The sequence below is a fragment of the Streptomyces sp. MH60 genome, assembly GCF_002939385.1.
Classification (GTDB): Bacteria; Actinomycetota; Actinomycetes; order Streptomycetales; family Streptomycetaceae; genus Streptomyces.
Genome location: NZ_MULI01000086.1, coordinates 1 through 13,168, shown reverse-complemented (window position 1 = coordinate 13,168; position 13,168 = coordinate 1). Strand labels below are relative to the sequence as shown.

General features: G+C 71.0%; 12 protein-coding genes, 1 pseudogene and 1 riboswitch. Of the genes and pseudogenes, 4 read left to right on the top strand and 9 right to left on the bottom strand.

From position 1 onward, the window contains the following. The first annotated feature begins 11 nt into the window (after nucleotides 1-11). The 3 genes from BZZ08_RS32915 to BZZ08_RS32905 are packed head-to-tail and all read left to right on the top strand — an operon-like array spanning nucleotide 12 to nucleotide 3,408. Nucleotides 12-677: a response regulator transcription factor gene (locus tag BZZ08_RS32915; RefSeq protein ID WP_104635859.1), complete on the top strand. Its 666-nt coding sequence runs from the start codon at nucleotides 12-14 to the stop codon at nucleotides 675-677. Nucleotides 678-733: 56 nt separating this feature from the next. Beyond that, nucleotides 734-2,149 (top strand): SLC13 family permease, encoded by a 1,416-nt coding sequence (locus BZZ08_RS32910; protein ID WP_104635858.1) that lies wholly within the window; start codon nucleotides 734-736, stop codon nucleotides 2,147-2,149. Between the two features lie 11 nt (nucleotides 2,150-2,160). Beyond that, nucleotides 2,161-3,408: a glycerate kinase gene (locus BZZ08_RS32905; RefSeq protein WP_104635857.1), complete on the top strand. Its 1,248-nt coding sequence runs from the start codon at nucleotides 2,161-2,163 to the stop codon at nucleotides 3,406-3,408. Here the strand turns inward: BZZ08_RS32905 and BZZ08_RS32900 are convergent. The 6 genes from BZZ08_RS32900 to ctaE form a co-directional block, all read right to left on the bottom strand. Next, the gene (locus tag BZZ08_RS32900) at nucleotides 3,336-4,715 is read right to left on the bottom strand and encodes an aminotransferase class V-fold PLP-dependent enzyme (RefSeq protein ID WP_104635856.1); all 1,380 of its coding nucleotides are present in this window, start codon (nucleotides 4,713-4,715) and stop codon (nucleotides 3,336-3,338) included. The two genes, BZZ08_RS32905 and BZZ08_RS32900, sit on opposite strands and share 73 nt — an antisense overlap. A 149-nt stretch (nucleotides 4,716-4,864) precedes the next feature. Beyond that, a riboswitch (SAM riboswitch) is annotated at nucleotides 4,865-4,981 on the bottom strand. 80 nt (nucleotides 4,982-5,061) lie between these two features. Then, nucleotides 5,062-6,126, bottom strand: coding sequence for an anthranilate phosphoribosyltransferase (gene trpD, locus BZZ08_RS32895; protein ID WP_104635855.1), 1,065 nt, complete (start codon nucleotides 6,124-6,126; stop codon nucleotides 5,062-5,064). Nucleotides 6,127-6,254: 128 nt separating this feature from the next. Next, nucleotides 6,255-7,892: a cytochrome bc1 complex cytochrome b subunit gene (qcrB, locus tag BZZ08_RS32890; RefSeq protein ID WP_104635854.1), complete on the bottom strand. Its 1,638-nt coding sequence runs from the start codon at nucleotides 7,890-7,892 to the stop codon at nucleotides 6,255-6,257. Beyond that, nucleotides 7,889-8,950: a cytochrome bc1 complex Rieske iron-sulfur subunit gene (qcrA, locus tag BZZ08_RS32885; RefSeq protein WP_104635853.1), complete on the bottom strand. Its 1,062-nt coding sequence runs from the start codon at nucleotides 8,948-8,950 to the stop codon at nucleotides 7,889-7,891. The genes qcrB and qcrA overlap by 4 nt, the downstream gene beginning before the upstream one ends. Then, nucleotides 8,947-9,756, bottom strand: a complete 810-nt coding sequence (gene qcrC / locus BZZ08_RS32880; protein WP_104635852.1) for a cytochrome bc1 complex diheme cytochrome c subunit — start codon at nucleotides 9,754-9,756, stop codon at nucleotides 8,947-8,949. Before qcrC ends, qcrA begins: the two co-directional genes overlap by 4 nt. Before the next feature lie 65 nt (nucleotides 9,757-9,821). Then, nucleotides 9,822-10,442 carry an aa3-type cytochrome oxidase subunit III gene (gene ctaE, locus BZZ08_RS32875; protein WP_030186375.1) on the bottom strand — a complete coding sequence of 207 codons (621 nt, stop codon included), beginning with the start codon at nucleotides 10,440-10,442 and terminating at the stop codon, nucleotides 9,822-9,824. Nucleotides 10,443-10,640: 198 nt separating this feature from the next. On the opposite strand from ctaE, the gene BZZ08_RS32870 reads away from it, so the two are divergent. Next, on the top strand, nucleotides 10,641-11,042 hold the full coding sequence (locus BZZ08_RS32870) for a hypothetical protein (protein ID WP_030186374.1): 402 nt from the start codon (nucleotides 10,641-10,643) through the stop codon (nucleotides 11,040-11,042). Between the two features lie 115 nt (nucleotides 11,043-11,157). Here the strand turns inward: BZZ08_RS32870 and BZZ08_RS32865 are convergent, their stop codons facing one another. From BZZ08_RS32865 to BZZ08_RS32855, 3 genes and pseudogenes are all read right to left on the bottom strand, one after another. Then, nucleotides 11,158-12,432, bottom strand: a complete 1,275-nt coding sequence (locus BZZ08_RS32865) for a L,D-transpeptidase (protein WP_104635851.1) — start codon at nucleotides 12,430-12,432, stop codon at nucleotides 11,158-11,160. Nucleotides 12,433-12,562: 130 nt separating this feature from the next. Beyond that, nucleotides 12,563-12,961, bottom strand: a complete 399-nt coding sequence (locus BZZ08_RS32860; RefSeq protein WP_104635850.1) for a cytochrome c oxidase subunit 4 — start codon at nucleotides 12,959-12,961, stop codon at nucleotides 12,563-12,565. Then, a pseudogene (locus tag BZZ08_RS32855) lies at nucleotides 12,958-13,168 on the bottom strand (cytochrome ubiquinol oxidase subunit I); the annotation flags it as partial. The gene BZZ08_RS32860 and the pseudogene BZZ08_RS32855, both read right to left, overlap by 4 nt.

Here is a 13,168-nt window from a genome sequence, read left to right as displayed (position 1 = left end):
AAGAGGCTCCCATGAACCGCATCCTCATCGTCGAGGACGAGGAGCGCATCGCCTCCTTCGTCGAGAAGGGCCTGCGCGCCAACGGCTTCACCACCACCGCGGTCGCCGACGGCGACACCGCCTACGAGTACGCCCTCACCGGCGGCTTCGACCTCGTCGTCCTGGACATCGGGCTGCCCGGCCGGGACGGCTTCACGGTCCTGCGGGAGCTGCGCGAGGCCCGGGTGACCACCCCGGTGATCGTGCTGACCGCCCGGGACTCGGTAGGGGACACGGTGGCCGGTCTGGAGGGGGGCGCCGACGACTGGATGACCAAGCCGTTCCGCTTCGAGGAACTGCTCGCCCGGGTGCGGCTGCGCCTGCGTACGGCGGCCAGGGCGCCGGAGGTGACGGTGCTGAGGTCCGGGTCGCTCAGCCTCGACCTGCGCACCCGCCGCGCCCGCGCCCAGGGCCGCACGGTGGACCTGACGGCCCGTGAGTTCGTGCTCCTGGAGCTGTTCCTGCGCCATCCGGGGCAGGTGCTGTCCCGCGAGCAGATCCTGTCGCACGTGTGGGGCTACGACTTCGACCCGGGCTCCAACATCGTGGACGTGTACGTGCGGGCCCTGCGCAAGAAGCTCGGCGCCCAGCAGGTGGAGACCGTGCGCGGGATGGGCTACCGGCTGCCGACCTGGTGAAGTTTCCTTCATGTGACCCTCATTGAGGGCTCACCGCGCCCGTGGACGCTCGAGGCGTGACGTCGAACCTCCGCCTCGCGGCGGCCCTGTGCGTGGCGCTGTCCCCGTGCGCGCTGCTGGCGGTCCCCGCCGGCTTCCCGGCCCTGGACGGTGACGCGCGCCTCACCCTCGCCGTGTTCGCGCTGGCCACCTGCGCCTGGATCGGTACGCCGGTCGACGACACGTACATCGCGCTGGGTGCCGGACTGGCGCTGACCGCGACCGGCGTCATCAGCAGCGACACCCTCTTCGGCACCCTGGGCGACGCCACCGTGTGGCTGCTGATCTGCGCGTTCGTGCTGGCGGCCGCGGTCGCCCGGACGGGGCTCGCGGGGCGGGCGGCGGCGTTCCTGGTGGGCGGGGCGCGCACGGTGCGGCAGTTGGCGCACCTGACGACGGCCGCGCTGGTCGTCACCGCCTTCGCGGTGCCGGCCACCTCGGGCCGGGCGGCGCTCGCGCTGCCGGTGTTCCTCGCCCTCGCCAAGGCGCTCGCCGACCGGAAGCGACTGGTCGTGATGCTGGCGCTGCTGTTCCCGACCGTGATCCTGCTGTCCGCGGTGGCGACCCTGATCGGTGCGGGTGCGCATCTGATCACCGTGTCGGTGCTGTGGGAGGCGACCGGGGACCGGATCGGCTTCACCCAGTGGCTGCTGCTCGGCCTCCCGCTGGCGGTCGCCTCCTCCCACCTCGCCGCCGAGACGGTCCTGCTGACGACCACGCGGCGCGCGGACCGCGCGGGCCCGGTCCGGATCACCGCCGAGGAGATACAGCGGCACAGCGAGAGCCCGGTCACCGGCCCGTGGACGCAGCCGGAGAAGCGCTGCGCGCTGCTGCTGGCCACGGTGGTGGCCCTGTGGTGCAGCGAGCCCCTGCACCAGGTCTCCCCCGCCGTCGTGGCGCTGATCGGCGCGGTCGTCGCCTCCTCCCCCGCGCTGGGCACCGTACGGCTCAAGGACGCGCTGAAGACCGTCCCCTGGTCGCTGCTGCTGTTCATGGCGGCCACGATGGCGATGGGCGTCGCGCTGGCCGACTCCGGTGCGGCGAAGTGGCTGGTGTCGGGGCTGCCCGCGGACGTCGCCCCGGGTGTCTTCCTCGGCGTGGTGGTCGCGGTGAGCACGGCGGCCCACCTGGTCCTGCAGTCCCGTTCGGCCCGCTCCTCCGTCCTGGTCCCGCTGGTGATCGCGGCGGCCGTCGGCGCCGGGGTCAACCCGGTCGCCGCCGCGCTCGCCTCCACGGCGGCGGCCGGGTTCTGCCACACGCTGCCGGCCTCCGCCAAGCCGGTCACGCTCTTCTCCGACGTCCCCGGCGTCCCCACCTACACCCCGCGCGACCTGCTGCGGCTGTCCGCCGTCCTGGCGCCGCTGACCGCCCTGCTCGTGCTGTTCTTCGCCGCCGCGGTCTGGCCGCTGCTCGGCGTGCCCGTGACCCGCTGAAGGAGCCGTCCGTGTCTTCTCCCCCCTGTGTACTGAACCGTGTCGTAGTGGCGCCCAGCGGCTTCAAGGAGTCCCTGTCCGCCCAGGCCGCCGCCGACGCCATCGCGGCGGGCGTCCGCCGGGTGCTGCCGGACGCCGAGATCGACCGGATCCCCCTGGTCGACGGCGGCGAGGGCACCGCCGTGGCGCTGGCCTCGGCGACCGGCGGGCGGCTGGTCGCGCTGGCCGCCACCGGTCCGGTCGGCGACCGGGTCGGCACCCACTTCGCGCTGCTCGGCGCCCGGGACACGGCGGTGGTGGAGATGGCGGCCGTAGCGGGCCTGTCCCTGGTGCCCCGCGCCCTGCGCGACCCCGGCGTGACGACCACGTACGGCGTCGGCGAGCTGGTCCGCGCCGCGCTGGACACCGGGGCGCGGCGCGTCCTGGTCGGCTGCGGCGACTCGGGCACGTCCGACGGGGGCGCGGGCGCGCTCCAGGCGCTCGGGGCCCGGCTGCTGGACGCGGACGGCTTCGAACTGGCGCCGGGCGGACGGGAGCTGAACCGTCTCGTCCGCATCGACCCGTCCGGCCTCGACGCCCGGCTGAAGGACACCGAGCTGCTCGTCGCCTGCAACCCGTACAACGTACTGTGCGGCGGGCGGGGCGTGGCCCGGGTGTTCGGCCCGCAGAAGGGGGCGACGCCCGCGCAGGTCGAGGAGTTGTCGGCCGGGCTGGAGAACTGGGCGCGCGTCCTCACCCGCGACCTCGGTGTCGTCGGCACCGACCTGCGTACGGGTGCGGGCACCGGCGCCTCCGGCGGTCTCGGCGCGGGTCTCGCCGCCGTCGGCGCCCGGCTGCTGCCCCGCTTCGACGTGCTCCTGGACCATGTGGACCTGGACGCCCGCCTCGCCCGCGCCGACCTGGTGCTCACCGCCGAGGGCGCCCTGGACCGCCAGACTCCGCGCGGCAAGGTCCCGGCCGAGGTGGCCCGCCGCGCCAAGCTCTCCGGCCGGCCCGTGATCGCCCTGGCCGGCACGCTCGGCGAGGGCGCGCACGAGGTGCCGGGGGTGGACGCCTGCCACGGGATCGTGCCGGCGCCGATGGCCCTGGCGGACGCGCTGCTGCGCGCCTCCGAACTCCTCACGGACGCCACGGAGCGGGCGTTGCGGATGGTCGTGCTCGGGTCGCGGCTGCCGGGCCCGGCGGCTCAGGCGCCGGTACCGGCCGCGGGGGCGGCGGAGGTGGTGTCGGGCACGCAGCGCCCGTCCTCGGTGCGGTAGTTCCAGCGGGCGCCGCCGCTCACCAGTTCCTTGACGGCGTCCACGAACCGCTCGACGTGCTCGTCCGGGGTGCCCGCGCCGAAGCTGACGCGGATGGCGTTGAGGGACTTCTCGCCGGGCGCCGCCTCGGGCGCCCCGCACTCGCCCTGCGTCTGCGGGTCGCTGCCGAGCAGCGTGCGCACCAGCGGGTGGGCGCAGAACAGGCCGTCGCGCACGCCGATGCCGTACTCGGCGGAGAGCGCGGCGGCGAAGTGGGAGCTGTTCCAGCCCTCGACGACGAAGGAGAGGACGCCGACCCGGGGGGCGTCGTCCCCGAACAGGGAGAGGATCCGCACCTCGGGCACCTCGGCCAGGCCCTCACGCACCTTGCCGATCAGGTACTCCTCGCGGGCGACCAGCGTGTCGAACCCGGCCTCGGTGAGCGCCTTGCAGGCGGAGGCGATCGCGTAGGCGCCGATGACGTTGGGCGACCCGGCCTCGTGCCGCGCGGCGCTGTCGTGCCACTGCACGTCCACGCCGCCGTCCGCGCGCCGGGAGACGCTGCGGCTGGCGCCGCCGCCGGCCAGGTACGGCTCGGCCTCGCGCAGCCAGTCGGCCCGCCCGGCGAGCACGCCGGAGCCGAAGGGCGCGTACAGCTTGTGCCCGGAGAAGGCGACCCAGTCCACGTCCAGGCCGGCCACCGACACCGGGTGGTGCGGCGCGAGCTGGGCGGCGTCCAGCACGATCCGGGCGCCGTGCGCGTGGGCGGCGGCGGCCAGTTCCCGCACCGGCCACAGCTCGCCGGTGACGTTGGAGGCGCCGGTGACGCAGACCAGGGCGGGCCCGTACGGCTCACGTTCGGCGAGGGCCCGCTCCAGGGTCGCGACGGCCTGCGCGGGGGTGCGCGGGGCGTCGAGGCAGGTCACGTCGGCGTTCCGCCAGGGCAGCAGCGAGGCGTGGTGCTCGGTCTCGAAGACGAAGACCCGGCAGCGGGCGGGCAGCGCGGCGGCGAGCAGGTTCAGGGAGTCGGTCGTGGACCGGGTGAAGACCACCTGGTCGTCGTCCCGGCAGCCGAGGAACTCGGCGACGGTCCTGCGGGCGTTCTCGAACAGGTCGGTCGACAGCTGCGAGAGGTACCCGGCGCCCCGGTGGACGCTGCCGTAGTACGGGGCGTAGGCGGCCACGTCGTCCCAGACCCGCTGGAGCGCGGGCGCGCTGGCGGCGTAGTCGAGCGCGGCGTAGGTGACCTCCCCGCCGGTGACGAGCGGCACGGTGACGTCGCGGCCGAGGACGGGCAGCGGGGTGGCGACAGCGGTGGGTACGGACATGGCGGACTCCCGTGAGGACCAGCGCGCGGCGCGGCGCTGTGAAGGTGAAGAGAAAGAAGGGTGTGCGAGGCGGGGCTCTGCGGCCCTATCGCATTCGCTGGTTCACGGGAGACTCCCTCGGACGACCCAGGACCCCTGGTTTCGCGAGGGGTCCGCGCTTGCCGTGGACCTTGCTGTCCACGACCTGGTCTTCACCCGGGGCACCCCGCCACGGACGGAGGGTTGCCGGACAGTCGGCCGGGGCCTCATGACTGTCACTCATGACCTGTCGAAAAACCTAGGGGAAAAGATCGGCGCCCCGCAACCCGAGTCCGGATCGCGGGACGCACGTCACACACGAGGGCCGCTACGCGTGGCTCGCGGCCACCCAGCGGTCCAGGACGCCCTTGGCGGCGCCCGAGTCGATCGCCTCGGCCGCCCGGTCCATCCCGGCCCGCAACTGCGCCGCCAGGGGCTCCTCGCCGGGGTTCAGGGCCACCAGGGCCGCCGCCGAGTTCAGCAGGACCGCGTCCCGTACCGGACCCGTCTCGCCGGCCAGCAGGCGGCGGGCGACATCGGCGTTGTAGGAGGCGTCGGCGCCGCGCAGCGCCTCGACCGGCACCAGCTCGATGCCGACGTCCCGCGGGTCGAAGGTCTCCTCGGTCACCCGGCCGTCGCGCACGGTCCAGACCCGGGACGTGGCGGTCGTCGTCAGCTCGTCGAGGCCGTCGTCACCGCGGAAGACCAGGGACGAGTGGCCGCGCTCGGCGAAGACACCGGCGATGATCGGCGCCATCCGGGCGTGGGCGACCCCGATCGCCTGGGCTTTCACCCGGGCGGGGTTGGTCAGCGGGCCCAGGAAGTTGAACACCGTGCGGATGCCGAGCTGTCCGCGGGCCGCCGCCACGTGGCGCAGCGCCGGGTGGAACTTCACCGCGAAGCAGAAGGTGATGCCGGCTTCCTCGGCGACCTCCGCCACCCGCTTCGGCGTCAGCTCCAGGTTGACGCCGAGCTTCTCCAGGACGTCGGAGGCCCCGGACGCCGAGGAGGCGGCCCGGTTGCCGTGCTTGACGACCTTCGCCCCCGTGCCGGCCACGACGATCGCCGACATGGTGGAGATGTTGACCGTCTTGGCGCCGTCGCCGCCGGTGCCGACGATGTCGACCGTCTCCCCCGGCACCTCGATCACGTTGGCGTGCTCGTACATGGTGCGGACGAGCCCGGAGATCTCCTCGACCGTCTCGCCCTTGAACCGCAGGCCCACCGCGAAGGCGGCGATCTGCGCGTCGGTGGCCTCACCGCGCATGATCACGTCCAGCGCCCAGGCGGTGTCGTCCGCGCTCAGATCGCGGCCGTCCAGCAGTCCGTTCAGCAGGGCGGGCCAGGAGCGGTCCGCCGTGGTGTCGCCTCCAGCGGGGGTCACAGCGCTCATAGCCGCTCCTGAATCGTGTGTCGTCGACGGGATCGTGCTCCCACCCTATCCAGCCCCGGGCACGGCGAAGGGCCCCGTCCGCAGAACGGAACGGGGCCCTTCGACCGTGGTGTGGCGACGCTGGAGGGTCAGTGGTGGCCGTGGCCGCTCGTGATCTCCTTGTACTCCTCGACGGTCGGCTTCGGAATCTGCGACTCCTCGCCGTAGTAGGCCTCGCTGAGCTTGGCGCGGAGCTTCTGCGTGCCCGTCGCCTTGCGCTCGACGCCGTTCTCGTCGACCGTCGGGCCGATCTCGGCCGGCTTGTACTGCTCGTGCGCCGTGAGCGTGTGCAGCTGCTCCTGGCTGAGCGGCTCGTGCACCTCGATGAACTCACCGTGCGGCAGGCGCTTGATGATGCCGGACTCGCGTCCGTGCAGCACCTTGTCCTTGTCCCGGCGCTGGAGGCCGAGGCAGATCCGCTTGGTGGCGATGAAGGCGACGACCGGGCCGACGAAGAACGCGATGCGGACGAACCAGGTGATCGCGTTGATCGACAGGTGGAAGTGGGTGGCCCACAGGTCGTTGCCGCCACCGATCAGCAGCACGAAGTAGACGGTCAGCCAGGCGACACCGAAGGCCGTACGGGTCGGGGCGTTGCGCGGGCGGTCCAGGATGTGGTGCTCGCGCTTGTCGCCGGTGACCCAGGACTCGATGAACGGGTAGACCGCGATCGCCGCCAGGACCAGCGGGAAGATGATCAGCGGGATCAGCACGCCGAGGACGAGTGTGTGACCCCAGAAGTTGATCTCCCAGCCAGGCATCACACGGATCAGGCCCTCGGAGAAGCCCATGTACCAGTCCGGCTGGGCGCCGGTGGAGACCTGGTCGGGGCGGTACGGGCCGATGGCCCAGATCGGGTTGATCGTGGCGATGGCCGACACGGCGGAGATCACACCGAAGACCAGGAAGAAGAAGCCTCCGGCCTTCGCCGTGTACACCGGCAGCAGCGGCATGCCGACGACGTTCTTGTTGGTCTTGCCGGGACCCGCGAACTGCGTGTGCTTGTGGTAGAAGACCAGGATCAGGTGGCCCACCAGCAGGCCGAGCATGATGCCCGGCAGCAGCAGGATGTGGATCGAGTAGAACCGGGACACGAAGTCGTGGCCGGGGAACTCCCCGCCGAAGAGGAAGAACGAGATGTACGTGCCGACGATCGGCACGGACAGGATCGCGCCCTCCATGAAGCGGATGCCGGTGCCCGAGAGCAGGTCGTCCGGGAGCGAGTAGCCGGTGAAACCGGTGAACATGCCGAGGACGAGCAGCAGGAAGCCGAACAGCCAGTTGACCTCGCGCGGCTTGCGGAACGCGCCGGTGAAGAAGACGCGCATCATGTGCACGAACATGCCGGCCAGGAAGATCAGCGCGGCCCAGTGGTGGATCTGCCGGATCAGCAGACCGCCGCGGACGTCGAAGCTGATGTCCAGAGTGGAGGCGTACGCCTCACTCATCATCTGGCCCTGCAGCGGGACGTACGAGCCGTGGTACTCGACCTCGGCCATCGACGGGTGGAAGAACAGCGTCAGGTACACACCCGTGAGGATGATGATGATGAAGCTGTAGAGGCAGACCTCACCCAGCATGAACGACCAGTGGTCGGGGAAGATCTTGCGCATGTTGGCCTTGGCCAGGGAGTAGATCCCCAGCCGGCCGTCGGCCCAGTCGGCGACGCGCTCGCCGGCCGGCGCCTTCCCGCGTGAGCGGGGCGCTTCGTTGGCTGCAGTACTCATCCGCGCTCCCAGAAAGCAGGACCGACGGGCTCTTCGAAGTCGCCGAGCGCTTCGAGGTAACCCTCGTCGTTCACGCCGATGCGCAGCTGCGGCAGGGCGTGACCGGCGGGACCGAAGATGACCCGGGCGCCGTCGGCAAGGTCGAAGGTGGACTGGTGGCAGGGGCAGAGCGCGTGGTGCGTCTGCTGCTCGTACAGGGAGATCGGGCAACCGACGTGGGTGCAGATCTTCGAGTACGCCACGATGCCCTCGTGCGACCACTCGAGCTCGCGCTTGTCCTTGATGGTCTCCGGCTCCAGCCGGATGATCATCAGGGCCGCCTTGGCGATCTCGTTCTGGAAGTCCTCGTCGTGCTCCTCCAGGCCCTCGGGCATGGCGAAGGTGAGCGAGCCCACCGCGACGTCGGAGGGACGCAGCGGCTCGTTGGTGTTCATGTTGACGAGGAGCTTGCCCTTGGACCACAGGGTGTGGCGGAGCTTGGTCCCGGGCAGCGGGCCGAGGTCGCGCAGCAGCACGACGCCGGAGAGCGGCACCAGGGTGAGCGCGCCCAGCATCGTGTTGCGGATCAGCTTGCGGCGCCCGATCACGGACTCCTTGGCGCCCTGCTTGAAGTCCGCGTGGACCTTGGCACGGACCTCGGGGGACGCCTCGATCGGGTGACGCTCGTCGGCGACCTCCTCGTCGGACATCAGGGTGCGGGCCCAGTGGACCGCGCCGGCGCCGATGGCGAACAGCGCGACGCCGAGCGTCATGCCGAGCGCGAAGTTCAGCGCACTGATGTGACCGAGCGGGAAGATGTAGACCGACTTGTCGACGTCGATCGCCACGAACGAGGCGATGAAGCCGATGGTGGCCAGCATCGACAGCGTGAACAGCAGGGCGACCGTGCGCTCGGACCGCTTGGCGGCCCGCTCGTCGACGTCCTGGACCCGCGGCTCGTGGGGCGGCAGCCCCGGGTCGGCGAACGGGTTGGTCTCGTCCGCGGGCCGGGCGGCCGCACCGTGCGGGCGGTCCTGCTCTGCCGGCAGGTTCGTTTCTGGAATGTCTTGGCTACTCATGACTTCTTGGCCTTTGCGGTCCGAGCGGCGACCCAGACGGCGACGGCGATCAGCACGCCCAGTCCGAACACCCAGGCGAACAGACCCTCACTGACCGGGCCGAGTCCGCCGAGGCTGAGACCACCGGGGCTCTCGGTGTCGTCACCGTTGACCGCGTCCAGGTAGGCGATGATGTCCTTCTTGTTCTGCTCCGACAGGGTGGTGTCGGGGAAGGAGGGCATGTTCTGCGGGCCGGTCTGCATGGCCTCGTAGATGTGCTTCGGGTCGACACCCTCGAGGCTCGGCGCGTACTTGCCGTGCGTCAGGGCGCCACCCTTGCCGGTGAAGTTGTGGCACTGCGCGCAGTTGGTGCGGAACAGCTCACCACCCTTGGCGATGTCCGCGCCCTCGGGGCCGTACTTCTCCTCCGAGGGGATGGCCGGACCGGCACCCAGCGACGCGATGTAGGCCGCGAGCTGGTCGATCTCCGCCTGGGAGTAGACGACCTTCTTCTTCGGGATCTGCGCGCCGGGCTGCTGGGCGGGCATACGGCCGGTGCCCACCTGGAAGTCGACGGCCGCGGCGCCTACGCCGACCAGGCTCGGACCGTCGCTGGTGCCCTGCCCTCCGGTGCCGTGGCAACTGGCACAGCCGACGGCGTAGAGCTTCTTGCCCTCGTCGATGGCGAGGGACTGGGCGGATTCATCGGCCTGCGCCTTGCTCGCGGGTGCGAACGCGGCGTACAGCCCCCCTGTGCATGCCAGCGCGAGGAGTAGGACGACGAGGGCCGCCAGCGGATGGCGTCGTCGTGCGGAGAGCTTTTTCACGGATTACCCCGGTGTCAGGATCTTCTGCGTCGATGCTTCTGGTATTGCGCGGGTGCGTGCCGCGACTACTTGATCAGGTAGATCGTGGCGAACAGGCCGATCCAGACCACATCGACGAAGTGCCAGTAGTAGGACACGACGATGGCGGCGGTCGCCTGCTCGTGGGTGAACCTCCGGGCCGCGTAGGTGCGGCCGAGGACCAGCAGGAAGGCGATGAGGCCGCCCGTCACGTGCAGTCCGTGGAAGCCGGTGGTCAGGTAGAACGCCGAGCCGTACGGGTCGGAGGACAGGGAGATCCCGTCCTTCTTGACCAGTTCGGTGTACTCGAACACCTGACCGCCGATGAAGATCGCACCCATCACGAAGGTGACGATGAACCACATCCGGAGCTTCTTCACGTCACCGCGCTCGGCCGCGAACACGCCGAGCTGGCAGGTGAGGGAGGAGAGCACCAGGATCGTGGTGTTCGTCGCGGAGAACGGGACGTTCAGCGCGTGGGCCTTCTCGGACCAGAAGTCCGGGCCCGTCACCGATCGCAGGGTGAAGTACATCGCGAAGAGGGCCGCGAAGAACATCAGCTCGGAACTCAACCAGATGATGGTTCCGACGCTGGTGAGGTTCGGCCGGTTGACCGACGGGTGCGCGTGCCCGGTTTCTACTGTCGTTGCTGTCGCCACGACCGACATTATGTCGGTCGCTTATCCCGCCCTCACCCCGGGGGGTGCCGTTCGGTGTGTTCCCCCTGCTTGTACGGCCCGGATGGCCCATCGAACGGCCCGTCGAAGCCCTGTCCGAACCAGTGCTGACGGGACGTTCGAGGGAGTAGCATCCGCCCCAACGGGCTACGACAGCCTTCACCGGTCTCACCGCGTATCGGAGGAAGCATGCAGGCGACCGCCACGGTGCTGGTCTACAGCGACGACTCCAACACCCGCGAACAGGTGCGGCTCGCGACCGGCCGCCGGCCGGCTCCGGACGTGCCCGTGGTCGAGTTCGTGGAGTGCGCCACCCCGGCCGCCGTGCTCAAGGAGCTGGACAAGGGCGGGATCGACGTCTGCGTGCTGGACGGTGAGGCGGTGCCCATGGGCGGCATGGGCATGTGCCGCCAGATCAAGGACGAGGTCTTCCAGTGCCCGCCGGTGCTGCTGCTCATCGCACGGCCGCAGGACGCGTGGCTGGCCACGTGGAGCCGGGCGGAGGCGGCTGTGACGCTGCCGGTGGAGCCGGTGGAGTTCGCGGGCGCGCTGGCCGCGCTGCTGCGGGAGAAGCGGCTGCAGGGGGTTTAAGGGCGCCTTCGAGCTCGGTCGATCGCGCCGTTCGGCGGCTGCGGGCCGGTGGGGGTTGAGTGCGCCCGCGCGGCGGAGCCGCATGTCGACGCAGCCCCGCGCCCCACTCCGGGCGCTACACCGCCGTCGGCCGCAGCCTTGCCGTGTCCTGGTTGTTCGACACGCCGGTGCCGCCCGTCAGGGCGCTGCCGGTGCGCCATTTCGCCCAGTCCATGTTCCAGTCGCCGAAGCCGTTGCCGAAGGGTTCCATCGTTTCGCCGTCGGAGTTGACGACCTGGACGAGGTCGCCCTCCTGGACCGCGTTGAAGAACCACTCCGCGTTGTCCGTGCTCATGCCGACGCAGCCGTGGCTGACGTTGGCGATGCCCTGGGAGCCGACGGACCAGGGGGCGGCGTGCACGTACTCGCCGCTCCAGGTCACGCGGGTGGCCCAGTAGACCGGCAGGTCGTACGCCTCCGACGAGCCCTCGGCGATGCCGACGGTGGTGCTGCGCATGCGTACGAAGGACTCCTTGCCGAGGACGACCTTGACGCCGTTGCGGGTCTCGAAGCCGGGCTTGCCGGTGGTGACCGGGATCTCCTTGATCGCCTCGCCGTCCTGGTAGACGGTCAGCGTGTGCGCGGAGGCGTCGGTGACGGCCACGACCCGGTCGTCCGTGGTGATCTTCAAGGGCTTGGCCTTGCCGCCCCACATCCGGTCGCCGATCTTGATGCCGTCCAGGGTGCTGTGGACCTTGATGGTGGCGTGGGCGGGCCAGTACTCCTGGGGCCGGTAGTGGAGCTTCTTGTCGTCCACCCAGTACCAGGCGCCCTGCACCGCCGGGGTGGAGTCGACCTTCAGGGCGCGCTCCACTATGGCCCGCTGCGCCGGGTCCCGGACCGGCTGGCTCAGTTCCGCCGTGACGGGCTGACCGACGCCGTACGCGCCCGCCTTGGGCCCGAAGGCGACGTCCAGGGTCTTCTTCGCGCCGGGCTTGCCGGTCTCGAAGGTGAGCACCTTGCGGCCGGGAGCCCCGTCCCCGTCCTCGGTGCTGACGCGCACCGTGTAGCTGGCGTTGGCCGCCAGCGGGGAGGTGCTGTGCCAGCGGGCGCCGTCGGCGGACAGCTCGCCCGCGACCTGGCGTCCGGTCGCGTCCATGGCCGTGACGTCCGTGATGCGCCCGTCGGCGCCCTCGGCGACCACCTCCAGGGGTTTGTCCGGGTCGGCCTTCTTCCCGGCGTCCGTGGGGCCGTTGAAGGAGATCTGGCCGGCCGCGTCGTAGGGCGTGGCGGACAGCGGGTTGTCGTCGTCGCCGAGGCAGGCGGTGCCGCTCGCGCCGAGGGCGATCACCAGCAGGGTGCAGCCGACGACCGTACGCCCCCGCGCCTGGAAGTGAACCGTGATGCTCATGGCCTCACGCTAGGGAGAGACGTCAGCGGCGGCACGGCGGGTAAGCCGGAAGGGTGAGGGGCGGTACGGCAGACGAAGGGGCCCGGACGCTCCTGACGGAGTGTCCGGGCCCCTTGGCGCTCGACGCGTGCTACTGGGTGCGGTTCTCACCGCGGTAGTACTCGAAGACCCAGCCGAACAGGCCGACCAGGAGGACCGGCGCCGAGAAGTACATCACCCACCAGCCGACCGCGATGCCCAGGAAGGCGAGCGCGCCGCCGACGGCGAGCGCGAGCGGCTGCCAGCTGTGCGGGCTGAAGAACCCGACCTCGCCGGCGTCGTCCGCGACGTCCGCCTCCATGTTGTCCTGCGCACCGGCGTCGACCCGCCGCGCCGTGAAGGCGAGGTAGAAGCCGATCATGATGGCGAGGCCGAAGGCCAGGAAGAGCGCCGTGGTACCGGCCGGTTCCTTGGACCAGTAGCCGTAGACAACCGCCACGGCGAGGATGAAGACGCTCAACCAGATGAACATCTTGCCCTGGATCTTCACTTCCCGGCCTCCTTGCCGCCGGCGAGGGCCTTCTCACCGTGGCCGACGTTCTCCAGCTGGTCGATCGCGGAGATCTCGGGGTGGTGCAGGTCGAAGGCCGGGGATTCACTGCGGATGCGCGGCAGCGTGAGGAAGTTGTGCCGCGGCGGCGGGCAGGAGGTCGCCCACTCCAGCGAACGGCCGTAGCCCCACGGGTCGTCCACCTCG

Excerpts from the sequence above, each read along its gene's own strand:
- BZZ08_RS32915 (WP_104635859.1), top strand. The coding sequence starts at position 12 with ATGAACCGCATCCTCATCGTCGAGGACGAGGAGCGCATCGCCTCCTTC.
- BZZ08_RS32900 (WP_104635856.1), bottom strand. The coding sequence starts at position 4,715 with ATGTCCGTACCCACCGCTGTCGCCACCCCGCTGCCCGTCCTCGGCCGC.
- trpD (WP_104635855.1), bottom strand. The coding sequence starts at position 6,126 with ATGAGCGCTGTGACCCCCGCTGGAGGCGACACCACGGCGGACCGCTCC.
- qcrB (WP_104635854.1), bottom strand. The coding sequence starts at position 7,892 with ATGAGTACTGCAGCCAACGAAGCGCCCCGCTCACGCGGGAAGGCGCCG.
- qcrA (WP_104635853.1), bottom strand. The coding sequence starts at position 8,950 with ATGAGTAGCCAAGACATTCCAGAAACGAACCTGCCGGCAGAGCAGGAC.
- ctaE (WP_030186375.1), bottom strand. The coding sequence starts at position 10,442 with ATGTCGGTCGTGGCGACAGCAACGACAGTAGAAACCGGGCACGCGCAC.
- BZZ08_RS32870 (WP_030186374.1), top strand. The coding sequence starts at position 10,641 with ATGCAGGCGACCGCCACGGTGCTGGTCTACAGCGACGACTCCAACACC.
- BZZ08_RS32865 (WP_104635851.1), bottom strand. The coding sequence starts at position 12,432 with ATGAGCATCACGGTTCACTTCCAGGCGCGGGGGCGTACGGTCGTCGGC.